This is a genomic window from Mesorhizobium sp. B2-1-8 (assembly GCF_006442545.2).
Lineage (GTDB): Bacteria > Pseudomonadota > Alphaproteobacteria > Rhizobiales > Rhizobiaceae > Mesorhizobium.
This window is the reverse complement of sequence record NZ_CP083952.1, coordinates 5,678,913-5,702,744: the sequence shown is the minus strand read 5'-3', so window position 1 is coordinate 5,702,744 and position 23,832 is coordinate 5,678,913. Positions and strand designations below refer to the sequence as shown.

Annotated in this window: 24 protein-coding genes and 1 pseudogene; 14 read left to right on the top strand and 11 right to left on the bottom strand. The window is 62.6% G+C overall.

Going from position 1 to position 23,832, the window contains the following annotated elements; genetic code table 11:
• Nucleotides 1-21 precede the first annotated feature (21 nt).
• The 5 genes from FJ970_RS28085 to FJ970_RS28065 all read left to right on the top strand — a co-directional run bounded on the left by FJ970_RS28085 (nt 22) and on the right by FJ970_RS28065 (nt 2,670).
• Complete coding sequence (locus FJ970_RS28085) at nt 22-582, top strand: tetratricopeptide repeat protein (protein WP_181178847.1); 561 nt, start codon at nt 22-24, stop codon at nt 580-582.
• Between the two features lies 1 nt (nt 583).
• A complete protein-coding gene (locus FJ970_RS28080) occupies nt 584-1,123 on the top strand; it encodes a prepilin peptidase (protein WP_140765718.1) in 540 nt (179 codons plus the stop codon).
• 296 nt (nt 1,124-1,419) lie between these two features.
• Nucleotides 1,420-2,082 (top strand): methyltransferase family protein, encoded by a 663-nt coding sequence (locus FJ970_RS28075; protein WP_140765716.1) that lies wholly within the window; start codon nt 1,420-1,422, stop codon nt 2,080-2,082.
• Between the two features lie 106 nt (nt 2,083-2,188).
• The gene (locus FJ970_RS28070) at nt 2,189-2,383 is read left to right on the top strand and encodes a hypothetical protein (RefSeq protein ID WP_140765714.1); all 195 of its coding nucleotides are present in this window, start codon (nt 2,189-2,191) and stop codon (nt 2,381-2,383) included.
• Between the two features lie 122 nt (nt 2,384-2,505).
• The gene (locus FJ970_RS28065; RefSeq protein ID WP_140765712.1) at nt 2,506-2,670 is read left to right on the top strand and encodes a hypothetical protein; all 165 of its coding nucleotides are present in this window, start codon (nt 2,506-2,508) and stop codon (nt 2,668-2,670) included.
• A gap of 16 nt (nt 2,671-2,686) precedes the next feature.
• On the opposite strand, the gene FJ970_RS28060 is transcribed toward FJ970_RS28065, so the two are convergent.
• The 7 genes and pseudogenes from FJ970_RS28060 to FJ970_RS28030 all read right to left on the bottom strand — a co-directional run bounded on the left by FJ970_RS28060 (nt 2,687) and on the right by FJ970_RS28030 (nt 8,328).
• Nucleotides 2,687-2,962 (bottom strand): hypothetical protein, encoded by a 276-nt coding sequence (locus tag FJ970_RS28060; protein WP_140765710.1) that lies wholly within the window; start codon nt 2,960-2,962, stop codon nt 2,687-2,689.
• 129 nt (nt 2,963-3,091) lie between these two features.
• Complete coding sequence (locus tag FJ970_RS28055) at nt 3,092-3,610, bottom strand: ferritin-like domain-containing protein (RefSeq protein WP_140765708.1); 519 nt, start codon at nt 3,608-3,610, stop codon at nt 3,092-3,094.
• Between the two features lie 130 nt (nt 3,611-3,740).
• On the bottom strand, nt 3,741-4,754 hold the full coding sequence (locus tag FJ970_RS28050) for an ATP-dependent DNA ligase (RefSeq protein ID WP_415752013.1): 1,014 nt from the start codon (nt 4,752-4,754) through the stop codon (nt 3,741-3,743).
• A gap of 16 nt (nt 4,755-4,770) precedes the next feature.
• Nucleotides 4,771-5,213 (bottom strand): annotated as a pseudogene (locus tag FJ970_RS28045) (PPC domain-containing DNA-binding protein).
• Between the two features lie 26 nt (nt 5,214-5,239).
• Nucleotides 5,240-5,557 carry a hypothetical protein gene (locus FJ970_RS28040; protein ID WP_027042484.1) on the bottom strand — a complete coding sequence of 106 codons (318 nt, stop codon included), beginning with the start codon at nt 5,555-5,557 and terminating at the stop codon, nt 5,240-5,242.
• 76 nt (nt 5,558-5,633) lie between these two features.
• Nucleotides 5,634-7,346 carry an HAD-IIB family hydrolase gene (locus FJ970_RS28035; RefSeq protein WP_227791934.1) on the bottom strand — a complete coding sequence of 571 codons (1,713 nt, stop codon included), beginning with the start codon at nt 7,344-7,346 and terminating at the stop codon, nt 5,634-5,636.
• 10 nt (nt 7,347-7,356) lie between these two features.
• Nucleotides 7,357-8,328: an SDR family oxidoreductase gene (locus FJ970_RS28030; protein WP_140757801.1), complete on the bottom strand. Its 972-nt coding sequence runs from the start codon at nt 8,326-8,328 to the stop codon at nt 7,357-7,359.
• Nucleotides 8,329-8,953: 625 nt separating this feature from the next.
• Between FJ970_RS28030 and fghA the strand changes: the two genes are divergently transcribed.
• Complete coding sequence (gene fghA / locus FJ970_RS28025) at nt 8,954-9,817, top strand: S-formylglutathione hydrolase (protein WP_181178430.1); 864 nt, start codon at nt 8,954-8,956, stop codon at nt 9,815-9,817.
• 219 nt (nt 9,818-10,036) lie between these two features.
• Here fghA and FJ970_RS28020 read toward each other — a convergent pair whose 3' ends face one another.
• Complete coding sequence (locus tag FJ970_RS28020; RefSeq protein WP_321575705.1) at nt 10,037-10,330, bottom strand: FAD-binding oxidoreductase; 294 nt, start codon at nt 10,328-10,330, stop codon at nt 10,037-10,039.
• 362 nt (nt 10,331-10,692) lie between these two features.
• On the opposite strand from FJ970_RS28020, the gene FJ970_RS28015 reads away from it, so the two are divergent.
• The 7 genes from FJ970_RS28015 to FJ970_RS27985 all read left to right on the top strand — a co-directional run bounded on the left by FJ970_RS28015 (nt 10,693) and on the right by FJ970_RS27985 (nt 17,766).
• Complete coding sequence (locus FJ970_RS28015) at nt 10,693-11,466, top strand: SDR family NAD(P)-dependent oxidoreductase (RefSeq protein WP_140757800.1); 774 nt, start codon at nt 10,693-10,695, stop codon at nt 11,464-11,466.
• Between the two features lie 80 nt (nt 11,467-11,546).
• Entirely contained in the window at nt 11,547-12,869 is a 1,323-nt protein-coding gene (hisD, locus tag FJ970_RS28010; protein WP_140757799.1) for a histidinol dehydrogenase, read from the top strand.
• A gap of 15 nt (nt 12,870-12,884) precedes the next feature.
• A complete protein-coding gene (locus FJ970_RS28005; RefSeq protein WP_140757798.1) occupies nt 12,885-13,913 on the top strand; it encodes a zinc-dependent alcohol dehydrogenase in 1,029 nt (342 codons plus the stop codon).
• Between the two features lies 1 nt (nt 13,914).
• The gene (gene hutC, locus FJ970_RS28000; protein WP_140757797.1) at nt 13,915-14,646 is read left to right on the top strand and encodes a histidine utilization repressor; all 732 of its coding nucleotides are present in this window, start codon (nt 13,915-13,917) and stop codon (nt 14,644-14,646) included.
• Between the two features lie 424 nt (nt 14,647-15,070).
• A complete protein-coding gene (locus FJ970_RS27995; RefSeq protein ID WP_140757796.1) occupies nt 15,071-16,081 on the top strand; it encodes an ABC transporter substrate-binding protein in 1,011 nt (336 codons plus the stop codon).
• Between the two features lie 28 nt (nt 16,082-16,109).
• Nucleotides 16,110-16,973: an ABC transporter permease gene (locus FJ970_RS27990; protein WP_140757795.1), complete on the top strand. Its 864-nt coding sequence runs from the start codon at nt 16,110-16,112 to the stop codon at nt 16,971-16,973.
• Nucleotides 16,974-16,983: 10 nt separating this feature from the next.
• Nucleotides 16,984-17,766 (top strand): ABC transporter ATP-binding protein, encoded by a 783-nt coding sequence (locus tag FJ970_RS27985; protein WP_140757794.1) that lies wholly within the window; start codon nt 16,984-16,986, stop codon nt 17,764-17,766.
• Nucleotides 17,767-17,800: 34 nt separating this feature from the next.
• On the opposite strand, the gene FJ970_RS27980 is transcribed toward FJ970_RS27985, so the two are convergent.
• Nucleotides 17,801-18,124, bottom strand: coding sequence for a hypothetical protein (locus FJ970_RS27980; protein ID WP_140757793.1), 324 nt, complete (start codon nt 18,122-18,124; stop codon nt 17,801-17,803).
• 306 nt (nt 18,125-18,430) lie between these two features.
• Here FJ970_RS27980 and FJ970_RS27975 point away from each other — a divergent pair, with 306 nt between their 5' ends.
• On the top strand, nt 18,431-19,855 hold the full coding sequence (locus FJ970_RS27975; protein ID WP_227791933.1) for a DHA2 family efflux MFS transporter permease subunit: 1,425 nt from the start codon (nt 18,431-18,433) through the stop codon (nt 19,853-19,855).
• 53 nt (nt 19,856-19,908) lie between these two features.
• Here FJ970_RS27975 and FJ970_RS27970 read toward each other — a convergent pair whose 3' ends face one another.
• Both FJ970_RS27970 and FJ970_RS27965 read right to left on the bottom strand, forming a co-directional pair.
• The gene (locus FJ970_RS27970) at nt 19,909-21,801 is read right to left on the bottom strand and encodes an ABC transporter ATP-binding protein (protein ID WP_140757791.1); all 1,893 of its coding nucleotides are present in this window, start codon (nt 21,799-21,801) and stop codon (nt 19,909-19,911) included.
• Nucleotides 21,801-23,654 carry an ABC transporter ATP-binding protein gene (locus FJ970_RS27965; protein ID WP_140757790.1) on the bottom strand — a complete coding sequence of 618 codons (1,854 nt, stop codon included), beginning with the start codon at nt 23,652-23,654 and terminating at the stop codon, nt 21,801-21,803. Before FJ970_RS27965 ends, FJ970_RS27970 begins: the two co-directional genes overlap by 1 nt.
• Nucleotides 23,655-23,832 lie beyond the last annotated feature (178 nt).

Below are 23,832 nucleotides of genomic sequence, written 5' to 3'. Positions count from 1 at the left end.
GTAGGACTCTTGGGGGATAAAATGATAGGGCCAATGCGCCTCGCAACCGTCGTCGCCGCCAGTCTGTTGACGGCAACCCTTGCCGGCTGCCAGACAAACGGCGCCGACGCCACCGGCGGTGTCGTGCGCACCAACGAACCCTCGAAAGGTGATGTAACGTCCTTCGGCGATGCGTTCGATGGATTGAAGACGGTCAGCAACGTCGAATACTACGCCTCGGACCAGGCCGTGGCCGAAGCCAAGAACCAGTTCCGCGCGGAAAATTATGGCAATGCCGGCGCGCTGTTCTTCAAGGCGACACAACTGGCGCCCAATGACGGCGGCGCCTGGATGGGTTTGGCCGCTTCGTGCGACCGGATCCACCGCTTCGACCTCGCCGACCGTGCCTATGGCCGCGCCTTCAAGCTGATGGGGCCGTCGCCGGAATACTACAACAATGTCGGCTATTCCGATCTGCTGCGTGGCAAACTGCAGGACGCCCGCACGAATTTTCTCAAGGCTTATGAGTTGGCACCAAACGATCCGACCGTAGCCAACAATCTAAAGCTGCTGTCGTCGAGCGTGCAGAACATCGAGCGCTAGCATGCTGCTTGCCGAAACACTGCTGCTGAAGGCGCTCGCCATCCCTCTGCTCGCATGGATTGCCTGGTTCGACTTCACCACCCAGAAAATAGCCAATCGCAATGTGCTGCTGCTGCTCGGCCTGGGGGCGGGATCGCTGCTGCTGCTTTCGCTCCAGGCCGGATCGTGGTGGGATATGGGGCTGTGTGCTATGGCGGGGCTTCTGTTGTTTGTCGCGCTCTTCCCGTTCTGGGCGCTGGGCAAGATCGGTGCCGGCGATGTCAAGCTGATGGCGGTCGTGCCCTTTCTGATCGGCGGACACGACCTCATCCTGTTTTCCGTTTTGCTGCTGGTTTTTGCTCTTGGCACGGCCGTAGTCGTGAAAATTCCGTTCATGCTGCCGCAAGGCGCATTCCGCCTTTATGTTCAGTATCTGGATCGTAAGGGGGTCGTGCCGTTTGGGGTGCCGATTTCTTTGGCCGCGATCTGCACGATACTCTTCGGAATCTATGAAACTCTGGTGGTTGCGACCAGTTCGGGAATACTGGATCAGCTCAATTGAACTGAGGCAGTTCGTTCTGCTTTATGAGGCCTGGGCCATCCCGCCGCGTTTACAGGCAACGCCAGCCAAAACGCAAATGCTGCGCTGTGAGGATTGAGCGCGATCATCGCGATGGCTGAAATCAGAATTGAGATCGGCGCCAGGAAACGAAGCACGGAAAGAAGGTTTGGCATTTGGCCACAGTAGGCCGGACAGCTTAATCAAAGTTGAGAGGCGTAGTTGTTAACTCTTTGGAAACCATCTTCTTGTCGGGGCGCGAAAGTGATGTTTCAATGAATGCTTAGGGAGGGATGAAAATGTTGAACGAGGATTTTCTTGGCCGAATTGCCATCATCTTCGCCATGACGGTTTTGGCGACGTCCGGCGCGATACCTCTGTTCCTCTATTTTCGTCAGGATGCTTCAGTAATTTCGCTCGCAATCGTTACTCAACTGGCGTCGACCGTGTTTCTGTTGTTGCAGCTTGTGATGACAATCGCCCGGCTTCCGCCAAAGGGAACCGCGCAGGGAATTGAACCGAGAGTAGCCTCGGTAGCTGGGACATTTATGATCCTGCTCGCATTGAGCCTGACACCGGCATTGCAAAATGAGGCGGCGCAAGTGACGGCGCTCTGCTTGGTCCTCATCGGTACGACCAGTTCGATTTTCTGTCTTTATTGGCTGGGCCGTTCCTTCTCTCTCATGGCGACAGCTCGTCGCCTGGTGACCACTGGCCCGTATTCGATTGTCCGGCATCCGCTTTACATCTGTGAAGGGGTATTCGTCCTCGGAATGATCCTTTCGCATTTTTCGGCGCTGATGGTGGCCTTGGGCACGGTTCAGTTTCTTCTGCAGTACCGGCGCGCCCGCAACGAGGAAGGAATCCTTCGACAAACCTTCCCCGAATACGATGCATATGCCCGACGCGTCCCAATGCTTTTCCCGCGCTTCCGTCGTGTGGTGCCTGCACCTGGCCAGTGATGTCCGGCACGATTCACGAAATATTACGTGAGGGAACATCCGGGCCGCCAGTTTCTTTTGACCCCCGAGGCGGCCGTTCGCCTCGATAACTCAAAGGAGAAGAAGAATGCCCAATCAAGGTGGTAGCCATGAGCAACATGTGAAAGCAGGCCAGCAAAGCCACAAGAACATGGACGACAAGAACCGTCAGCAGCAGGCGGCCGGTGGCAACCAGCGCCAGCAAGGCGACAGCTCCGGCATGCGCGGCGGAACCCATGAACAGCATGTGAAGGCCGGCGAGCAGAGCCACAAGAATCGCTAGTCAACCCGCGTGGCACAGAGCCCATCCCGAGCGCTCGGGATGGGCTTTGCATGCGTGCCGTGGACCAAAGCCAAGCCGGCCAGTCCCGCGAAAGAGAGTCCGCCCAAAGAGAGACAGATTTGATGCCCGATCCGAGAGAACCCGACCCCAACCGCGACGTGCCCATGCCTGCTCCCAACTGGAAGCCCAAGCCGATCGGAGAACCGGAGCCGGACGAATTGCCCGATGAGGTGCCGTTGCCCAATCCCGATGAGAATGTAGAGCCCCCGATGCACGCGGCCGGCTGACCGGATTGCGCTCGGGTCAATCCTCGTCGAAGCGGCCGCCTTCCCTTGACGGATCGCGTGAAATAGCCGCCTCCTCGATATCGTCGGGCAACGCCTCGTCGCTTTCCTGGTAGGCGTTGTCGTCATCTTCCTCGGGCAAGTCGCCCTCAGCCTCGTCTTCCACCTCGACGTCGTCGGGAAGGATTTTCGCGCCTGCGAGCGCGTCCCAGTCCTGCTGCTCTACCGTGGGACCTTCAGTTTCCGCCGGGTCTTCCGTCTGCGCTGCCGGTTGCTCTCTTTTGCGGGGGTTCATCGTCGTTCTCCGAAATTCGGGGAGTTGCCCCGGATCGCCTGGCGCCCGGGGCAACAGCTCGCCTGCTAAAGCAATTCCAGGAAAAGTGCGTAGCGGTTTTCCGTCCGGAATTGCGCGAAAACAAAGAGTCTAGGCGGCCTGTTGCAAGGCACGTTCGTTGACGCCGCCCTCGCCAAGGCCGGAAAGTGCCTTGTCGGTCGCCATCTCTTCTTCAAGAGTCTGGTTGAGGAGTTTGACCACGTCGCTCTTGCCGAGCTGTTCGGCCCAGGCGATCAGCGTGCCGTAGCGCGCGATCTCGTAGTGTTCGACGGCCTGCGCCGCCCCGACCAGCCCGGCGTCCAGCGCGGGGTCGCCCTTATAGTCCTGGAGGACTTCCGAACCCTCCTCGATGATGCCGTCAATGGCCGGACAGGTCTTGCCTCGGGCCGGCTTGTCGAGAAGCTCGAAGACCTGTTCGAGGCGGTCGACCTGGCCCTCGGTCTCCTGCAGATGTTTCTCGAACGCCGCCGAAACATCTTCGGATTCGGCGCCCTTCGCCATTTTCGGCAGCGCCTTCAGGATTTTCTTCTCGGCATAATAGATGTCCTTCAGCCCGTCGAGGAACAGGGCTTCAAGGCCCTTCGTTGCCGCTTTCTTCGCAGTCGCCATTGTCATCTCCGATTGTGTGAAGCCCACCTGCGGTGTAGCTGGGGCACAACTTGCTATGCTGACGGTTGTTCCAGCGACTTCGCAAAGGGACGCCTCCGGCTCCACGGGCGCGACCGCGGCGCGAACTCCGTCACTCGATCTGCCGCATGGTGCACTGGCGCGGCGCCTTGTCCGGCCGCCAGCGCAACAGTTTCGTGCCATGCCGGAACCTGTCGCCGGTGACATGGTCGAAGCGGACCTCGACCACCAGTTCCGGCCGCAGTGGCTCCCATTCGCCGCTGCGCTGCGTGCTCCAGCGGCTCGGCCCGCCTGGCGCCTTGCCGGTGAAGCCCGGTCCGCCACGCAGCTTTTCCAGCTTTCGGGTGACACGGGCCCGGTCATCCCTGCCGATGGTCGAGGTAAAGCCGACATGGTCGAGTTCGCCCCGTTCGTCGTAAAGGCCGAGCAGGAGCGAGCCGACCTCCTTGCTGCCGCTCAGATAGCGAAATCCGCCAACCACGCAGTCGGCGGTACGCAACCGTTTGACCTTGACCATCGCGCGTTCACCCGGCCGGTAGGGATCGGCCAGCAATTTGGCGACCACGCCGTCGGTGGGGCCATGACCGGCCCCTTCAAGCCAACGCCTGGCGGCGGCCGGATCGGTCGCGCTGGGTGAGAGCCGCAAGCCGGGTTTGGCGCAATCGCGAACAAAGCCCTCGACCGCCCGGCGGCGTCGCGACAACGGCTCGCCAAGCAGGATCGTCCCGCCAGGCGCGGCCAACATGTCGAACAGGATCAGCCGGGCAGGCGTTTGCGCGCTCAGCTTGCGGATACGGCTTTCGGCCGGGTGAAGCCGCATCTGCAGCGCGTCGAAGGAAAGCTTGCCTTCGAGCTCGATGACGATTTCGCCATCGACGACGAAATTTCGGGCCTCGACCTGCTGCAGCATGGCGACCAGTTCCGGGAAGTAGCGGCCGAGAGGTTTGCCGGACTTGGCGCGCAAGTCGACATCCGTGTCGCCCTTGAAGGCGAGGCAGCGAAACCCGTCCCATTTGGGCTCGTATTGCCAAAGGCCTTCCCCTTCCGGCAGGACATCGGCGGCCTTGGCCTCCATGGGAGGTGTGTCCAAGGGGAGGGCAAACCTGTCCGTCATTGCCTTTGTCATCGCTCCCGCGGCAGGTTCAGGCGCCGAGATCGATCAAAGCCACACCGAATTCGGCACGCTTGCGGCGGCGCAGGTGACCCGGCGCTTCCACCACGATGACTTCCAATGTCGGCCGAACGGTGCCTTCGAGCAGATGGCCGCCCCTGGTCGTGCCGTCCCTCAAGCCAAGCACCGCGTGGACATGAAGACTTGGCTTGCCATCTCGCCGGTCGCGACATCACCGATCGCGCTCAGGACCTCGCATTGTTCGTCGACCGCGATCTTTCGATAGCTCTTCGCCTCCAGGTCGAACCAGCCGACAGTGGCCCGTTGGAACGCACCGATCGCGGTCAGCGACGCGCTGCCGATCGTCTGCTCGACCGTGAAGCTGGTCAGCGCCGAAAATGCCTCCTCGCCCGGGTCGAGCACCACGACAAATGTCCGTTGGCCATTGGCCTCGTTGACGAGTCGCGATTTCATGCCGGTGTTCCGATCCTCGAGGCCGTTCAGTGGGCGTGGTGTTCCGCGTTCCTCTTGCGCGTCGCCGCCGCCTTCTTTGCCGATTCGGACCGGCTCGCGGCCGATCGGGAAGCGGACGCCTTTCCGCCGCTCTTGCCGCCCTTGTGCGCTGCTGGATTACCGGTGTGCTTGCCGCGCCCGGAGCCGCCTTCCTTCTTGCCGCCGCCATCGTCCTTGTTGACCGTCGCCCATGCGCGTCGCTCGGCTTCCTTGTCGGACACGCCACGCTTCTCATAGCCTTCGGCGATATGGTCGGCCTTGCGTTCCTGCTTGTCGGTGTATTTGGATTTCTCGCCTCGTGGCATGATCGTTTCTCCTTCTCGATGGAGGTTGAACGTCAAGTCGGCGCCCGGGTTCCAATGGCGGTCGGCGAACCGGCTGCTATTCCTCAGGCGCCGTCGCGGGTGCGGTGTAGCGCCGCCGAACGGCGTCGAGCACCCGTTTGCGGCTCGCTTCCGCCGAAAGCTTGCTGTCCTTTTCAGCCTCGGCGGTTTCGCGGGCGAGGTCCCTGTCCCTGATCTGCTGGCGGAACCATTTCGAATAGTCGCCCGCGCGCAGATGGAACTCCCAGGTCTTGTCGTCTATGCCTTCGGCCATCTGGGCAAAGATCATCAGATTATGGGCCCTGAGGTTCATCGCATCGTCGGGACCGCGGAAATAGAAGCTGCCGGTCTCATCGAGCTGGCCCTCGGCATATTTGCGGCTGTGGCGCTTGAGAGACTGACGAGGTTCGATCACCTTGACCGTCATGAGTTTCTTGCGCAGCTGCGGCCGCCAGAACAGAACCCGGTCGCCCTTGGGTGTGGGAATGTTCTTCGGCGGCTCGATGCCGGTCTCATGGCAGAAGGTCTTCACCACGTCCTTCGCCTTCGGGCCAAGGGCGATGACGGCCGTAACCAGGCGCAGGGCGTCGGTCGAAATCGCCTCGGGATGGACGGTGATCAGGATCGTACCCGGCAGTTCCAGGGAGAGCACGGAGCGTGTGTCGTCGCGCCGCTTCGGAAGAAGATGGTGCGCTTCGTCGATGACCAGCCAATGCGGTCTTGCGGTGCGGCGGCGGAAGCTGCCAAGGCCAGGCAGCAGATCGGCAAAGAAGTCAGGCCGTTCATCGACACGCAGCGCCAGCCCGTTGACGACGACATTGCTGTCGGCCTTGGCGATCAAATCCAGCACTTGCGCCTTTGTCGGCGCGCTCGATCCGTCCCCCAGCCGAACCGCATCCTCGAGGCCATCATAGTCGCCCTCGGGGTCGAAGACGCAAAACTGAAATCGGCTCTCGACAAAGCGTTCCGTCAGCGCGGTGGCCAGGGTGGATTTGCCGATGCCCGAACTGCCGGCGATGAGCACGCTTTCGGTCGGCGACAGATAGATGTCGTCGCCACCGGCCGATCCCAGAACAATGCCGTCATGACGCTTTGCCACGATCCCATGGTCGCGCTCGATCAGCTTGGCGATCAATTCCTCGACGCCTTTGCCGCGTGCGCCGCGCGTGACCAGGTTTGCGGTGCCTTTGACTGCGGGAATGGCATTGTCGACCGCAACGCTGCAGCCGCAGGCCTGCAGAAAGGCATGATCATTCTCGGCGTCGCCGATACCCACCACATTGTGCGGCGACAGATGAAGGTCCTCGAGTGCGGCCGCCAGCCCGGTGGCTTTGTTGACGCCACTCGGCAGGACCATCACCGCGCCCTTGTTGAAGATGATTTCGAGCTCGAGCCCCATCTTCTTGATGACTTCGAGTACGGTCGCCTGATGTGGCTCCCAGGTGGCGACGATCGATTGTCCCACCGAAAGCGGCTTCACCCCCTGTTTTTTCAGTCTGGCGACGAATTTGGGCTCCGGCGACGGCGAGATCACCCGCTCCTCCTCGCTCGCCGGGGTGTAGATCAGGGCGCCGTTCTCGGCGACGACCTTGTCGAACAAGCGGACGTCGGGAAATACGCGCTTGAGGTCGGGCAACTCGCGTCCGGTGACCAGAAGCAGTTTGCGGCCGCTTTTCTTGAACCGCTCCAGCGCGGCCAGCGTCTTCCTGGAGACAGCCCCGTCATGCGCGAGCGTCCCGTCATAGTCGGTCGCCAAGGCAATGAAATACATTGCGATGACCTCAGTAGCCGCCGACGATCGGCAGGATTTCGCCGGTGATGTAACTCGAGCAATGCGGGGAAGCGAGGAACACATAGGCCGGAGCCAGTTCCTCCGGTTGTGCCGGCCGTTTCATCGGCGTGTCCGCGCCGAATTTCGAGACGTCGCCTGCTTCCTTGTCCGATGGATTGAGCGGCGTCCACACCGGGCCAGGCGCGACCGCGTTCACCCTGATACCCTTGGCGATGAGGTTGCCCGAAAGCGCACGCGTGAAGGCGTGGATGCCGCCCTTGGTCATCGAATAGTCGACCAGTTGCTTCGAGCCGTCTATGCCGGTAACCGAGCCGGTGTTGACGATCGCCGAGCCCGGCTTCATGTGTGGCACCGCTTCCTGTGCCATATGGAAATAGCCGTAGAGATTGGTCTTCAGCGTGGTGTCGAAATGGTCTTCGGTCAGGTCGCTGAAGTCGCTTGAATGGATCTGGAATGCGGCGTTGTTGACCAGCACGTCGATGCGGCCGAAGGTTTCGACCGCGGCCGCCACGGCTTTTTGGCAATCCTGGCGTTCGCTGACGTCGGCCTTGATCAGGATGCAGCGTCGCCCTTCTTTTTCGACGGCGGATCTTGTCTCTTCGGCGTCCCTGTCCTCGGCCAGGTAGACGATCGCGATATCGGCGCCTTCGCGGGCGAACAATACCGCCACCGCGCGACCGATGCCGGAATCGCCGCCTGTGACGAGAGCCACCTTCCCTTCGAGTTTCCTTGATCCGAGATAGTAGGGTGCATCGTAGAGCGGGGCAGGTTCGACCGCCGCCTCATGCCCGGGTTTCGCCTGATGTTGCTTGGGGAAGGGCGGCTCGGGATAGACGCGCGCGCCTGCCTGCATGGCATGCTGCGCCTTGCCGTTGCTCTTCGATTTCTCCTTGGCATCGATGCCACGCTGGATATGGCGCTGCTTGGCGGCTTCACCGGCGGTCTGGGATTTCGTCTCCATGGTCGTCTCCTCGGTTGAAGAAAGTTCAACGCGCGGCAGACCAAAAGGTTTGCGCGACGCTAAAGCGCGTCAGTCTTTGACATAGGCGCCGGGCTGGCGCCCGATCTTGGGGACTTCGCGTCCTTCGAATGTTCGGAGCCCGCGCCGGATGCCTTCCCTTTTGCGGGGCCGGGCGTCGCCTGGCCAGGTGGGTTCCGTCCTTCGGACTGATGTGTTTCTCCACTTGTCTGATCCGCCGGTCGCGTGAGGCCCATTCCGCCTGCCGGCGGCTTGTTGCCGGCCGCATCGAGCGAGAAATCATCGCTCGGATCCGGGCCGGTCCTCGCGGGATATTTCCGCGCGCCGGTTTCATATTCGGTCTTGTCGCGTGCCATGGCTTCCTCCGTGCTTGCCTGAACGGAAACAGCCGCCGGGCGATCCGGTTCCGAACAAAGGGTGATGGCCATCCCTTTTCGCCAATAGTCGCATCGGCTGCCAGGATATGCGGGCTACCGATTTCGATGGCGATGGCCGACGCCGATCGAACCTGGCCCGACATCCAAAGCCCAATCCGTCGAGGTTGCCGTGGTCCCAGCCGATGCCGTAGACAAGCGGCGGTGAATCAACATTGGCGGAGAAGAAACCCATGTCGGACCGGATGAAAATCATCTCCGCAGCCAGGTCGCATGGCGGCGTGCAGGGCGTCTATTCCCACCCTTCGGATGTCTGTGCCTGCGACATGACTTTTGCCGTCTTCGTGCCGCCGCAGGCCCGCGAAAGACCTTGCCCTGTCGTATGGTATCTCTCCGGCCTTACCTGCACCCACGCCAATGTCATGGACAAGGGGGAGTACAGGCGCATGGCCGCCGAGCTCGGCCTGATCGTCGTCTGTCCCGACACCAGCCCCCGAGGCACCGATATTCCCGACGAGAAGGACAATTGGCAGTTCGGCAGCGGCGCCGGTTTCTATGTCGACGCTACGCAGGAACCCTACGCCAGTAATTATCGCATGTATTCCTATGTCACCGAGGAATTGCCGGCGCTGATCGCGCGGGAGTTTCCGGCCGACATGACGCGTCAGGCGATCTTCGGCCACTCGATGGGCGGACATGGCGCATTGACCATCGCGCTGAAGAATCCCGAACGCTTCAAGAGCTGCTCGGCCTTCGCGCCGATCGTGCAACCCAGCACCGCCGGCTGGTCGAAGCCGGCCTTCGAAAAATATCTCGGTGCGGACGAGAAATCATGGCGAGGCTACGATGCCACCTTGCTCATCGAGGATGGTCACCGCTTCCCGGAGCTTTTCGTCGACCAAGGGACATCGGATGGATTTCTCGATGACGGGTTGAGGCCCTGGCTGCTGGAAACGGCATGCGCCAAGGCCGGCATTGCGCTGACGCTGCGCATGCAGGACGGCTACGATCACTCGTATTTCTTCATTTCGACATTCATGGACGACCATCTGAGATGGCACGCCCGAAGATTGTCTGATCCTGAAGCCGGAGCATAGCGGCGGGCTCTTCTCGTCAAAGGCCGAACCGGTCCTTCACCCGACCCGAAAGGATCGCCGCCTTGACGCCAAGCGGCCAGAAGCGATGGAACCGGATTGGCTTGAGCCCTGATATCGGCATCGGGAAGGGAGTGGTCGCATCGCCGCGAAGGCGATTTGCTAGCGCATTGCCCATCGCCGAGGCCGTGGCGACGCCACGACCGTTGTAGCCAAGGCAGATCAGGATGCTGTCTTCCGGCTCGTGAACATGCGGGAGATGGTATTGGTGATCGCGACCCGGCCATTCCAGCCATGGCCGCCATTCGTGCCCGACGCCGCCCAGCCAGGCTGATGGGCCTCGAGCAGGCAGACGTCGTCGCCAGCTTCAGCCAGATGCAAGGCGGCGGATAGGCCCGTGAAGCCGCCGCCAACGATGGCGACCCTCGCCCGCTGCGCGCCGGCAAGGGCGGGGTAAGTGCCGGTACCGCCGGCCGTTTCGCGAAAGAGGCTCCTGGGCGGGCTGCTTTCCAGCATATGACGGGCTCTCACGATAGGGCGGCGGGCTTGACGGGCAACCGGCTTTCAATTGCCTGATATCCGGCACGCGCGGCAGACCCAGACTTTTTTGTCGGGTACGCCAGGAAATTCTGCATGGCTTTCGGAAATCACAGCTTTGGACATGTTGGTCTTCCCCATCGCCGGACGGCTATTGTCTTAGACAAACCTCGAACAATCGTCGCCCGTGGCATCTCGTACGGGAGAGCCAACTATGCGATCGCGCTTGCGACGGATAACGTCCCCCCAATCTTATTCAAGGCAAATTTGTATATGCTTGTATATGTAAGTTGATCTGATAGTCTCTATGCCACGCAACCGGAGCGGCCAAGGAGGATCATATGCGCAACGCTACTCTTTTCGACCTCTCGGGCAGGAAGGCGCTTATCACCGGCGCCAGCCGTGGCATTGGGCGCAGCATCGCCGAGGCGCTGAGCGCGGCCGGCGCCGACGTCGCGATCACGGCGCGCAGCCTGGACTCGCTTGATGAGACGGCGGCGGCCATCCGCGCGGCCGGCGGAGTCGCGCATGTCATTGCCCTTGACGTGACCGATGTCGGCCAGTGCCGCGCGGCTGCCGCCGAGGCAGTCCACCTGCTTGGTGGCCTCGACATTCTCGTCAACAACGCCGGGGTGGAAGAGGTCCGGCCCTCGCTCGATGTCGACGAGGCGCTGTGGGACCGGATTGTCGACACCAACCTCAAGGGGGCGTTCTTCTGCGCCCAGGCGGCGGCGCGGCAGATGCGGGACGCCGGCCGGCCTGGCGCCATCATCAACCTGTGCTCGTTGACTTCAGACGTCGGCATTCCAACGGCGGTGCCGTACGGCTCGTCGAAGTCTGGCCTGCTCGGCATGACTCGGGCGCTGGCAGCGGAATGGGCGGAGCTTGGCATCCGGGTCAACGCCATCGCCCCGGGCTATTTCAGGACGGCGATGACGGAGGTGTTCTACGACAACGAGGCGTGGCGGCAATCCATGCTCGCCAAGATCCCGCAGCATCGTTTCGGCGATCTGCGCGACCTGCACGGCGTCGCTGTGTTCCTCGCCTCGGATGCGGCAGCCTACATAACCGGCCAGTCCATTCCGGTGGATGGCGGTTTCCTTGCATCGATCTGAGGCGGCGGGCCCGGGTTCGAGAACAAAGTCTTCCGCAATGTGACCGGCCGGCACATTGCGTTTCAACAGAAGGGAATACCATGTCCGACATCAGCTTCCACGATCTGTCATCCCTCGATGCCACCCGGCGGGCCGGTCTGCTGAAACGCGCCGAAGGCGATTTGTCGGTCTTCGTCGAAAAAGTCCGCCCTATCATCCAGGCGGTAAAGGATGAGGGCGACGCCGCCCTGATCCGGTTCGCCAGGGACTTCGACAAGGCCAATGTGGCCGAAGGCGAATTGAAAGTGTCGGAAGCGGAGTTCGACGCGGCCTTCGACAAGGTCGAGAAGGATGTCGTCGAGAGCATCGGGTTCGGCATCGAAAACATCCGGCATTTTCATGAAGAGCAGAAGCCGGAAACCATGTGGCTCAAGGAAGTTCGGCCGGGCGCCTATGCCGGCGACCGATATACGCCGATCGCATCGGTCGCGCTCTACGTGCCGCGCGGCAAGGGCGCATTTCCGTCGGTGACCATGATGACGTCGGTTCCGGCTGTCATTGCCGGCGTGCCGCGGATTGCGATCGTGACGCCACCGACAGCGGACGGTTCCGTCGATGCGGCCACGCTTGTCGCTGCTCGTCTCGCCGGGGTGAACACCGTCTACAAATGCGGTGGCGCGCAAGCCGTTGCCGCCGTCGCCTACGGCACCGAGACGGTGAAGCCGGCGCTCAAGATCGTCGGCCCCGGCAGCCCCTGGGTGGTGGCGGCCAAAAGCGTGCTGTCCTCGATCATCAACACGGGCCTGCCTGCCGGGCCGTCCGAAGCCATCATCTTTGCCGACGACAGCGTCGATGGAGGCCTTGCCGCGCTCGATCTGCTGATCGAGGCCGAGCACGGGCCGGATTCCTCGGCCTATCTGGTGACGCACAGCCGCAAGGTTGCCGAGGCGGCACTTGCCGCACTTCCCGACCACTGGTCGCGCATGACCGAGCAGCGCGTGGAATTCTCGCGCGCGGTGGTGACGGGAGAGCGTGGCGGCATCGTGCTGACCGCGTCGCTGGAGGAAAGCTATCGCTTCATCAACGACTACGCGCCCGAACATCTGGAAATCCTGTCGACGGAGCCGTTCGCGCATCTCGGGCACATCACCGAGGCGGCCGAAATCCTCATGGGTCCGCACACGCCGGTCACCCTTGCCAACTTCGTCCTCGGGCCGAATGCCGTGCTGCCGACCAGCCGTTGGGCGCGAACCTATGGGCCGCTTTCGGTGACTGATTTCGTCAAGCGCTCGTCGGTCGGCTACGTCACCTCCGCCGCCTATCCGGAGTTGGCGCGGCATGCCCGCAGGCTCGCCCGCTACGAGGGCTTCAGCTCGCACGAAAACGCGGTCTCGGAAATCCGCGACCGCTATCTCGCCGGCTGAAGAAAGTCGATCGCGATGAAGACGGCACGACTTTATGGACCGGGCGATCTGCGCGTCGAGGACATCGCCGCGCCGGGCGTTCCGGATGCGGGCTGGGTTAAGCTCAGGGTCGATGCCGCCGGCATCTGCGGTTCGGACCTGCATAATTTCCGCACCGGCCAATGGATAAGCCAATCGCCCTCGACGGCGGGCCATGAACTGACCGGCACGGTGATCGCGCTGGGCGAAGGCGTCGATGCCGTCGCCCTCGGCGACAGGGTGGTTGCCGATTCCCGTTTCTGGTGCGGGGATTGCGCGCAATGCCGTGCCGGCAGGCGGCATCTCTGCACCTCGCTGGGCTTCATCGGCGAAATCTGCGATGGCGGCTTTGCCGAACAGGCGGTGTTGCCCGCACGTCTGCTGCATGTGATCGACGCCGGTCTTGACGAACGGGTCGCTGCCATGGCCGAGCCGCTCGCGGTCGCGCTGCACGCGGTGCGGCGTCTGCCGAAGATGGCGGGCGCGGTGCTTGTCGTCGGTTGCGGCCCGATCGGTGGTCTTGCCGCGCTGCTGCTCTCCCGAACCTTCGCCGGCACCGTGCTTGTCGCCGACCGTAACCAGGCACGTTGTGCCCGCGTGGCGCGGGTGACCGGCGCCACCATCGTCGATCTCGACCGCGATGCCATTGCAGCCGCGACCGCCAATGCCCCGCTGCTGGCGGCCGTCGAGGCGACCGGCAGCATCGCGGCATTCAACCAGTTGCTCGGCGTTCTCGATCCCGGCGGCGCGGTGGCGATGGTCGGCATCTTCCATGGCCGGCTCGACATCGACCCCAATGTTCTGGTCGAACGCGAGATCGCATTGCTGGGATGTCATGCCTTCGCCGACGAATTGCCCGAGGCCGTGCGGATGCTGGGTGAACTGAGTGAACCGCTGCTGGCCCTGGTCGACCGTGAGATCGGCCTGGACGACATTCCAGCCGCCTATGAGCGGCTGCTGGCCGGGCAGAGCGATGGCTTGAAAACAATCATCCGCATGCGGCAACCTGCCGGAAAGGATTTTTGAAATGATCGATTTGCCCGATACGGCGAGCCCCCTTTACGAGAAGGTGAAGGACTACATCCTGACCAACATCGGGACGGGCAAATGGGGCAAGGATCGCAAGCTGCCGTCCGAGAACGAGCTGGTGGTTTCGCTGGGTGTGTCGCGGATGACGGTTCACCGGGCTCTGCGGGAACTGACCGCCGCGGGATTCCTGATCCGGCTGCAAGGTGTCGGCACGTTCATCGCGCCACCCCGGCCACAGTCGACGCTGATCGAGATCAACAACATCGCCGCCGAGATCGTCGAGCGCGGCAACAGGCATCGCTCCGAAGTCCTCGTCCTCGAAACCATCATGCCGACCAAGGAACTGGCGCTGTCGTTCGACTTTGCGAAGCGGGTTTCGATCTTTCACTCCGTCGTCGTCAATTTCGAGAACGACCTGCCGGTGCAGCTGGAGGAGCGCTTCGTCAATCCGGGCCTGATCCCCGACTATGACAAGCAGGACTTCACCAAGACGGCGACCTACGACTACCTCATGCAGAAGACCCCGGTAACCGAGGTCGAGCATATCATCTCCGCCATCCCGGCCGACAAGGAAACGGCGCAGCATCTCGGCATCGATGTCGGCAGCTGCTGCCTTCTCCTGCATCGCCGGACATGGACGGGGGCAGTCGTGGCCACGATCAGCAAGCTGACCTATGCCGGCAGCCGTTACTCGCTGGGCAGCCGCTACTCGCCTTCCAGGGCAAGCTGAAGTCGACGAGCCAATGCAAGCCGAGGTTTCACGGCGACAGGAAAAGTCCTGATCGCAGCATTGCTCGCCAATCCACCGGCAGCATGCCGCGACGCTCGAGTTCCAACCGCAAGGGATGGTCGAGCCAGATGGCGAAACCGACCGGATGACCGGTTTTTCTCGATCTGATCGGATCCTGAAAGCATGAGTAGTCGGGCTGGGCACTCGCCGGATCAATGCAAAATTTGAGTCACCCCAACTTGTATATGCATGTATGTATTTCCGCCTTGACATCCGCTGCCGCTGACGCTGAAATATGTCAGCGCTTCAACCATGAAGTGGCGGGCAAGACGCCGAGGCACAGTGCCGCAAGAGCAGAACCCCGCAGTCTCACCAGACCGGATGCCTGGGTAAAAAGCGGTCTGATCATCAAGGGGAACGAAAGATGACGCTCAATCTAGCAGGACAATTTCGTGCATTGGTGATGGCCATTGCCGTCGGGCTCACCGCCGCCCCGGCGGCCCACGCGGCCGATGCGAGCATTCCCACGACGCCCGAGGCCGGATCGTTCAAGATCGGCATCGAGCCCTGGCTTGGATATGGCCAGTGGCATGTCGCCGAGGCCAAGGGCCTGTTCAAGACGAACGGCCTGTCGGACGTCCAGATTGTCAATTTCGCCGAGGACAAGGATATCAACGCCGCGCTCGCAAGCGGCCAGCTCGACGCCGCCAACATCGCCACTCACACAGCGATGGGCATGGTTGCGGCCGGCCTGCCGGTGAAGATCGTGCTGCTGCTCGATGTCTCCATGACGGCCGACGCCATCGTCGCCGGCAAGGACGTCACCTCCATCGCCGATCTCAAGGGCAAGCAGGTCGCTTTCGAGGAAGGTACGACGAGCGACATCCTGCTCAAATACGCGCTCGCCAGGAACGGCATGTCGGTCGCCGATATCCAGCCGGTTCCGATGCCTGCCGCCGACGCCGGCAGCGCCTTGATCGCGGGCCAGGTGCCGGTCGCAGTCACCTACGAGCCGTACCTCACTGTCGCCATGGCGCAGAACAAGGACATCAAGCTGCTGTTCACCGCCGGCGAGGATCCCGGCCTGATCAGCGACGTGCTGGTTGTGCGCGACGAGGTGATCAAGTCACGGCCCGGGCAGGTGCTGGCGATGATCAAGAGCTGGGACGCCGCGCTCAAGGACTACAAAGCCGACACCTCGGGCGGTCGCGCCATCATCGCCAAGGCCGTCGGTTCCGACGTCAAGGACCTCAACACCGCCTTCGACGGCGTGCGCTACTACTCCCTGGCCGAAAACAAGACGGCGCTCACCGGCGACTTCACCACCAAGACATTCGCCGATGTCGAAGCGGCGGCCAAGAATGCCAAGCTGCTTCAGGCCGATGTGACGCCGGAGCAGATGATCGACCCGTCCTTCGTCAAGGCGGCGCAATGACGAGATCCGGATCGCGGTGGTAGCGCAGATGTCCGGGGAGCCTCCCGCGAAAATCGGTTTGGCCCGCCCGACGCCGGTGCCCGCCGCAAAACCGGCGAGGCGTCGCCGATCCTCCGGGATCGGCGTGCCGATCGCCCGGTCGCGTTTCCTGGCGATAGCGGTGGCCGTCTTTGTCGGCCTGGGGCTCGCCTGGTGGGCGGCGACCGGGCTGGGATGGGTGAAACCCATCTTCCTGCCGTCGCCCGGCAGCGTCGCGACCCAGATCGCCAAGCTCGCGGCCGACGGTACCTTGTGGCTGGACCTCAGGGCCTCGATGTACCGCATTTCCATCGGCTTTCTTCTCGCCTCGGCACTGTCCATCCCGATCGGCGTGCTGATCGGCAGTTTCCGCTCCTGGGAGGCGGCCATCGAGCCGCTGGTGGATTTCATCCGCTATATGCCGGTTGTCGCCTTCGTGCCGCTCTCCATCCTGTGGGCCGGTACCGGCGATACGCAGAAATTCCTGATCATCTTCATCGGCACCTTCTTCCAGCAGGTGCTGATGGTCATGGACAATGTGAAACGGGTTCCTACCGACTTTATCGGCCTGGGGCGTACGCTCGGCCTGCCGGACCGCAAGATCCTGACGCGCATCGTCGTGCCCAGCGCCTTGCCGGGCATCTGGGACACGCTGCGCATCAGCCTCGGCTGGGCATGGACCTGGCTGGTTCTGGCCGAGCTCGTCGCGGCGACATCCGGCCTCGGCTATCGCATCACCGTATCGCAGCGCTATTTCCAGACAAACACCATCATCGGCTACATCCTGCTGCTGGGCGTGCTTGGCCTCATTACCGACCAGGTCATGAAGGCATTGGAGAAGGTACTGTTCCGGCAGGAAGGCCATTCGCAATGAGGAACCGCCGATGACTGTTCCAAAATTGCGCATCGCGGGTCTCGACAAGAGCTTCGGCACCGGCGAGCGGTGCACGCAAGTGCTGCGGGACATCAATCTCGACCTTGCCGACAACGAGTTTGTCTCCCTCGTCGGCACGTCGGGATGCGGCAAGAGCACGTTGCTGTCGATCGTGGCGGGGCTGCAGGATTTCGACGCCGGTGATCTCAGCATCGATGGCGCGCCGATCCTGCAACCGGGTCTCGATCGTGGTGTCGTCTTTCAGTCCTATACGCTGCTTCCCTGGCTGACGGCGCGGCAGAACATCGAGTTCGCCCTCAAGGCCGCCGGCTATGATCGCGCCGCCTGCCGCGAGATCGCGCTCGAGCATCTCGACCTCGTCAAGCTGTCGCAGAGTGCCGATCGCTTCCCGTCCGAACTGTCGGGCGGCATGAAGCAGCGCGTCGCCATCGCGCGCGCGCTCTCCTATCGGCCGAAGATGCTGCTGATGGATGAGCCCTTCGGCGCGCTCGATGCCTTGACCCGGCACCAGATGCAGGAGCTCCTGACCCAGATCTGGGAAGAGCATCGTCTCACCGTGCTCTTCGTCACGCATGACGTCGAGGAGGCCGTCTACCTCTCGGATCGCATCGTCGTCATGGGGATCGGCCCGGGACGCATCATGCAGACCTTCAATGTCGACATTGAGCGTCCGCGCCGGGAAGAGGTGATGGAGACCCCCGCCTTCATGGATTTGCAGCGCGGCGTGCACAAGGCGATCCGCGAGGCGTCAAGACGCCCCGAAATGGCGTAAATGCAACCTTCGTTGGCTTCACCTGCGGTCAGGATCAGGGGCCGTGGGGACTGCATATCTCGAGCGTCCATGCGATGGTTCCGCAAAAGTCGCCGGCATACCCACGGTAACTGCCGTAGCCATTGTAGTAGCTGCCCATCCAATCGCTGTTGTCGGTCGAATTGTCGGCGATCCAACCGCTACCGACCCAACCGTAACGGTGTCCGCGTCTGCGGTTAGCGGCGTGCGTATGGCCATTATGGACGGTGGTGACGCGGACATAGTGGTGCCTGACAACGGCGGCATCGGCGACTGTGGCAAACGGGACAGCGCTCGTCGCCAACGTCAACGAACAGAGAAATACGCTTGGCTTTCTCATGAGCATGTCTCCTTTTCATTCGAGACATATCGAAAAGAACGCGCGCCTCGATGCACATGTTCCTTCACGAAATCGGGACGCCGTTCGCTGAAACGGGCAGTGTCTCGTCCGCGTCACTTCGGGTGCCGGTCAAGATTTGTTGACTTCCCGCGATCTGGAAAAGACTACCGCTCGTCTATTTGTCGGATCATAAGACCGCCTGCGATCAGGCCCGGCTGGCCGGTAAGGCACTCTTGCCTTTGAATCGGGATGCGCCACGTCGGCCAGAGCCTATAAGCCACCTGCATGACGGAATTGACCAGAGCATTGGAACAGCCTCAATTTGCCACCGAGCGCGACCCGAGGCTCAGGCTGATCATCCCGATCATCGTCGCCATCGCGTTTTTGATGGAGCAGCTCGATTCCACCATCATCACCACCGCGATCCCGGCAATAGCGCAAAGCCTCGGCACGACGCCGGTCCGGCTGAATCTTGCGATCACCACCTACATCCTGACGCTCGCCGTGTTCATTCCCGTCAGCGGCTGGTTTGCCGACAGGTTCGGCGCGCGCAAGGTGTTCGCGCTGGCGCTTTTCACCTTCACCCTGGGCTCGGCACTGTGCGGCGTGGCCGACAGTTTCGGCATGCTGCTGGCGATGCGTGCCTTGCAGGGGCTTGGCGGCGCCATGATGACGCCGGTCGGCCGGCTGATCCTGCTGCGCAGCTTTCCGCGCAGCGGCCTGATCACCGCCATGACCTACACGACCCTGCCGGCCATCATGGGGCCGATCATCGGGCCGCTGCTGGGCGGCCTGCTCACCACCTATGCGTCGTGGCGCTGGATATTCTATGTCAACGTGCCGTTCGGCTGCCTGGGGATCCTGGCCGCGCTGCGCTTCGTCGACGACTTCCATGGCGAGGCGGTGCAACGTTTCGATGTCCCGGGATTCCTGATGGTGGGCGTCGGCGTGGCGCTCCTGCAGTTCGGGCTGGAGAACATCGGCCGGCCGATCATTCCCGGGTCTGCGACGGTGCTGGTGCTGGCCGCGGCATTCCTGCTGCTGCTTGCCTTCGGGCGCTATGCGCGCCGCGTCGTCGCGCCGGCTGTCGACTTGACGCTGTTTCGGTTCCGCTCGTTCTGGGTCGGCACGCTGGCGGGCGGCCTGTGCCGCGTCGGTCTCAACGGCGTGCCTTTCCTGGTGCCGCTGATGCTGCAGGTCGGCTTCGGCATGAGCCCGGTCACATCGGGCTCGCTGACATTCGTCGGCAGTTTCGGGGCGCTGCTCATGCGGCCGCTGCTGTCGCCGCTCCTGCGGCGCTTCGGCTTCGGTGTCGTGCTGATCGGCAGCGCGGTCGTCGGCTCAGCCACCGTGGCGGGCTTTGCCCTGATGGGGCCCGGTACGCCGCATTGGTTGATCGGTTTCTATGTCTTCCTGTTCGGCATCGTCCGCTCGGCGCAGTTCATGACTTCCAACACCTTGTCCTACGCCGATCTGCCGGCCGACAAGCTCAGCCGCGCCACCAGCCTCGGCGGTGTGCTGCAGCAACTCAGCGTATCGCTCGGCGTTTCAATCGCCGCGATGCTGCTGGGCCTGATCGCGGGCGAAAGCCACGTCCTGACGCCGGAACGCTTTCACCAGGTGTTCCTGCTGACCGCGATCATCCCGCTGCTCTCCATTCCCGGATTTCTGTACCTGCGTGCCGAAGACGGCGTGCAGGTCAGCGGCCACGTCAGGCGATCCGCCAAATAGGTCCTGTCGGAGGCAGCAGGCGATCCGTCCGTTCGCACCCTGCCGGCACCGGCTCACGTCGCTTTGCCGACCGAAGCGTCCATTCCCATCTGTTCCTCGGAAATGTCGTCGAAGGAAGCGTAGTTCATGTTGTAGAGGCGGGCGTAAAGACCTTTCCTCTTCATCAGCTGTTCATGGTTGCCGCTTTCGACGATCTCGCCATTCTGCAGCACGATGATGCGGTCGGCGCCGCGGATGGTGGCCAGGCGATGCGCGATGACCAGTCCGGTGCGGCCCTCCAGCAGCTTTATCAGCGCCTTCTGGATCAGCATCTCGGTGTAGGAATCGATGCTGGCGGTGGCTTCGTCGAGCACGAGGATCTTGGCGTCGGCCACCAGCGCCCGCGCGAAACTGATCAACTGGCGCTGGCCGAGCGAGAGATTGCCGCCGCGCTGCTCGAGCTCGGAGTCGTAACCGTCAGGCAATTGCTCGATGAAGTCGTGCGCACCGACGGCCTTGGCGGCGCGCACCACTTCTTCGCGGCTGGCGCCGGTCTTGTGATAGCGGATGTTCTCCAGCACGGTGCCGGAGAACAGGAACGGCTCCTGCAGCACCATGGCCACCTGGTCGCCGAGCGAATCCTGCGTCAAGTTCCGCACATTATGGCCGCCGACCAAGACCTCGCCTGACCAGACGTCATAAAAGCGGTGCACCAGCGCCATCGAACTCGATTTGCCTGACCCGGTCGGCCCGACAAGCGCGACCGTTTCGCCCGGATTGACGCGGAAGGAGATGTTCTTCAGCACCGGCTGGTTCGGTCGGTAGCCGAAGGTGACGTTCCGGAACTCGACCGAACCATCCATGTCGCGCGACAGCGCGATGGCGCCGTCCTTGTCGCTGACATCCACCGGCACGTCGAGCACTTCGGAGATACGCTGGCCCGAAGCCATGGCGCGCTGCATGACGCTGTACTGCATTGTGAGCGAGCGGATCGGGTCGAAGAAGCGCTGGATGTAGAACAGGAACGCCACCATCACGCCGATGTCGAGGCTGTGCGACAGCACCATCGACCCGCCGACGACGATGACCGTCGCCATGGCGATACCGGTCAGCGTGTCGACGATCGGCACCATCACCTGCGCGTATCTCGCCGAGCGCAGATGGGCGTTGAGATTGGCCAGCACCTTCTCGTCATAGAGGTCGAAATTGACGTGCTGGCGCTCCAGGCTCTGCACGGTGCGCACGCCATGGATGCCCTCGGCAAGCGCGCCGTTGGCGATGGAGTTGGTCTCGTGGGCGGCCATGAAGGCGACCTTGGCGCGCGGCAGCCAGAACAGCCGCACGATGAACAGCATCGGCATTGTCGACAGCGTCAGCAGCCCGAGCCGGAAATCGAGCCACAAAAGGACTGTGACGATGCCGAACAACAGCACGATGTCGCCCACCGACATCACGGATGTCTCGAGAAATTCCTGCATCGAATTGACATCGCCCTGCAGGCGCGACATCAGCCGGCCGACCTCGGTCCTGTCCATGAAGCCTAGAGAGACCCGTTGCAAATGACTGAACATGGCGCGACGCAGGTCGGACAGCACGTTCTCGGCCACCTTGCCGACGACGCTCTCCTGGACATGGCTGGCGGCGTAGTTGATGAGGATGATCATGGCGAAAGCGACGATCGCGGAGATCATCACCGAACGGTCGAGCCTGCCTGGCGCCATGCCGTGATCGATGGCGTAGCGGATGACCAGCGGGATCGCCAGTTGCGTGAGCGTGAACACCAGCACGGCGGCGACCGAGATGAAAATCCGGCCCTGATAGGGTCTGACGAAGCTCCAGATGCGCCTAACGATGCGCGGATCGTAGGCCTTGCCGAAGACCTCTTCCTCATCGCGATGCGAGCCGACGACCGCCTTGGTCGGACGCCCGCTTTTGTCTTCCTTCTCGTCGTCGTTCTGCGTCGACATCAGGCGGCTCCCTCGAGCCGATCGTCGTCCGGCCGCAGCTGCAGGTCGTAAAGCGCGCGGTAGCGTCCGCCGAGCGCCAGCAATTCCTCATGCGTGCCGCGTTCCACGATGCGGCCGCTCTCGACGAACAGGATCTGGTCGGCATGCATCAGCGAACTCAGCCGGTGCGAGATGACGAGCGTCACGCGATCCCTGGCGAAGCGCCTCATCGCCGCCCGGATCCGCTGCTCTGTGCCGGCGTCGACGGCCGCGGTGGAATCGTCGAAGACAAGCACCGATGGCCGCAGCATCAGGCTGCGCGCGATGGTCAGGCGCTGCCGCTGGCCGCCGGAAAGCGACGCGCCGCGTTCGCCCACGACCGTGGTGTAGCCGGCCGGAAGCCCGATGATGTAGTTGTGCAGCTGGGCATACTCGGCAGCTTGACCGATGCGGGTCTCGCGCGCCCAGGGATTGCCATAGGCGATGTTGTTCTCGATCGAGGTGGTGAACAGGAATGCGTCCTGCTGGACGACGCCGACTGCCTTGCGCAAAGATTGCAGCGTGACCTTGCGGATGTCCTGTCCGTCTATGGTGATCGCGCCCGAGGTCACGTCGTAGAAGCGTGGGATCAGATGCGCGATGGTCGACTTGCCGCTGCCTGGCGGACCGACGATGCCGACGGTCTCGCCAGGCCTGGCTTCGAAGGAAACGCCGGAAAGCGTTGGGCGCTCGCCCGCACCCTCGTAGCGGAAGCCGACATTGTCGAAGCGCAGCACGCCGTCGGTTATGACCAGATCTTTGGCATCGGGCGCGTCCTCGATGTCGAGCTCCGCATCGAGCAGTTCGAACAGCCGCGTGCCGCAGGTTGAGGCGCGCGCGAAGGAGTTGACCATCAGGCCGAGCTGGCGCACCGGCATCTGCAATATGGTCATGAAGGTGAGGAACTGGGCCAGCGTGCCGACGCTGATCTGGCCCGCGATCACCTTCTGGCCGCCGAACCAGAGTACCAGGCCCATGGCGGCCAGGAACGAGAAATTCATGGCGCTGGTGTTGGAGACGCGGATGTCGACGCGCTCATTGGCGAGGTCCAGCGCATCCTGTTTGGCGCGGTCGAATTTTGCCAGCTCATGCCGCTGTGCCGCGAAGGCGCGCACGACACGAATGCCGCCGAGATTCTCATCCATCACCCGGCTCAGCACCGACAGCCGCTCCTGCAGCGTCAGCCAGGTGCTGCGCAGTCGGAGCTGCGTCACCGAGGAGCGCCAGGCGACGAATGGTACGAAGCTGAGGCTCAACAACCCGAGCACAAGGTCGGTGCTGATCAACAGATAGGCGCCGACGCCGATCAGCACGCCAAGCAGCACCACGCGCAGGATGCCCGTGGAAAAGAACATGCGCACGCCGTCGAGATCGAGCAGCCCGAGCGTGATGAGATCGCCCGTATGGACCTTGTCGTGGAAGGAAAAGCTCAGTCGCTGGATCTTCTCGTAGAAGGCGAGCCGAAGCTCATAGCCGGTCTGATGGCCGACGGCCTCGCCATAGTAGTTCTGCGCCATGGTGAAGAGGCCGCGCAGGATGCTGACGAGCAGCAGCGTCAGCGCGGTATTCCATAGCGCCTGCTCGGCCGCAGTGCCGGCACCCGCCGCCATTACGCCTTGAGCCTGATCGATAGCGCGGCCCAAGAGGCGCGGAATGAAGAGCTGCAGCGTCGCGGCGACAAAGGTCGAGACGAGGGTGATGGCAACCTGCCAGGGATGGCGCAGCGTCATGCGCACGATGCGCAGCAAGGTGCTGAGGCCCTTGCCCCAGGAGGCTTCGGCCACATGGGCAAATGATTTGCCGCGCTTGGCCGCGCTGGTTGCATCCGTGTGCAAGGAAATACCCAGACCAATCCGGACATTAGCCCGAACGAATGTAGCAGACTCAATCAGATAGCGCGATTTTACGCGCGTCCGGCTGGCCCGTTCAAGGGGCCAATGGCGCCATCGCACTGTACCTGAAAGGCGGTGCCGGGTGCCATCTCCAGCATGGCCATCAAGAACTGATCGGCGG

What these genes read in the sequence shown, in the direction of transcription:
- FJ970_RS28085 (WP_181178847.1), top strand. Translation starts at nt 22, where the DNA reads ATGATAGGGCCAATGCGCCTCGCAACCGTCGTCGCCGCCAGTCTGTTG.
- FJ970_RS28080 (WP_140765718.1), top strand. Translation starts at nt 584, where the DNA reads ATGCTGCTTGCCGAAACACTGCTGCTGAAGGCGCTCGCCATCCCTCTG.
- FJ970_RS28075 (WP_140765716.1), top strand. Translation starts at nt 1,420, where the DNA reads ATGTTGAACGAGGATTTTCTTGGCCGAATTGCCATCATCTTCGCCATG.
- FJ970_RS28070 (WP_140765714.1), top strand. Translation starts at nt 2,189, where the DNA reads ATGCCCAATCAAGGTGGTAGCCATGAGCAACATGTGAAAGCAGGCCAG.
- FJ970_RS28065 (WP_140765712.1), top strand. Translation starts at nt 2,506, where the DNA reads ATGCCCGATCCGAGAGAACCCGACCCCAACCGCGACGTGCCCATGCCT.
- FJ970_RS28060 (WP_140765710.1), bottom strand. Translation starts at nt 2,962, where the DNA reads ATGAACCCCCGCAAAAGAGAGCAACCGGCAGCGCAGACGGAAGACCCG.
- FJ970_RS28055 (WP_140765708.1), bottom strand. Translation starts at nt 3,610, where the DNA reads ATGGCGACTGCGAAGAAAGCGGCAACGAAGGGCCTTGAAGCCCTGTTC.
- FJ970_RS28050 (WP_415752013.1), bottom strand. Translation starts at nt 4,754, where the DNA reads ATGACAAAGGCAATGACGGACAGGTTTGCCCTCCCCTTGGACACACCT.
- FJ970_RS28040 (WP_027042484.1), bottom strand. Translation starts at nt 5,557, where the DNA reads ATGCCACGAGGCGAGAAATCCAAATACACCGACAAGCAGGAACGCAAG.
- FJ970_RS28035 (WP_227791934.1), bottom strand. Translation starts at nt 7,346, where the DNA reads ATGTATTTCATTGCCTTGGCGACCGACTATGACGGGACGCTCGCGCAT.
- FJ970_RS28030 (WP_140757801.1), bottom strand. Translation starts at nt 8,328, where the DNA reads ATGGAGACGAAATCCCAGACCGCCGGTGAAGCCGCCAAGCAGCGCCAT.
- fghA (WP_181178430.1), top strand. Translation starts at nt 8,954, where the DNA reads ATGTCGGACCGGATGAAAATCATCTCCGCAGCCAGGTCGCATGGCGGC.
- FJ970_RS28020 (WP_321575705.1), bottom strand. Translation starts at nt 10,330, where the DNA reads ATGCTGGAAAGCAGCCCGCCCAGGAGCCTCTTTCGCGAAACGGCCGGC.
- FJ970_RS28015 (WP_140757800.1), top strand. Translation starts at nt 10,693, where the DNA reads ATGCGCAACGCTACTCTTTTCGACCTCTCGGGCAGGAAGGCGCTTATC.
- hisD (WP_140757799.1), top strand. Translation starts at nt 11,547, where the DNA reads ATGTCCGACATCAGCTTCCACGATCTGTCATCCCTCGATGCCACCCGG.
- FJ970_RS28005 (WP_140757798.1), top strand. Translation starts at nt 12,885, where the DNA reads ATGAAGACGGCACGACTTTATGGACCGGGCGATCTGCGCGTCGAGGAC.
- hutC (WP_140757797.1), top strand. Translation starts at nt 13,915, where the DNA reads ATGATCGATTTGCCCGATACGGCGAGCCCCCTTTACGAGAAGGTGAAG.
- FJ970_RS27995 (WP_140757796.1), top strand. Translation starts at nt 15,071, where the DNA reads ATGACGCTCAATCTAGCAGGACAATTTCGTGCATTGGTGATGGCCATT.
- FJ970_RS27990 (WP_140757795.1), top strand. Translation starts at nt 16,110, where the DNA reads ATGTCCGGGGAGCCTCCCGCGAAAATCGGTTTGGCCCGCCCGACGCCG.
- FJ970_RS27985 (WP_140757794.1), top strand. Translation starts at nt 16,984, where the DNA reads ATGACTGTTCCAAAATTGCGCATCGCGGGTCTCGACAAGAGCTTCGGC.
- FJ970_RS27980 (WP_140757793.1), bottom strand. Translation starts at nt 18,124, where the DNA reads ATGAGAAAGCCAAGCGTATTTCTCTGTTCGTTGACGTTGGCGACGAGC.
- FJ970_RS27970 (WP_140757791.1), bottom strand. Translation starts at nt 21,801, where the DNA reads ATGTCGACGCAGAACGACGACGAGAAGGAAGACAAAAGCGGGCGTCCG.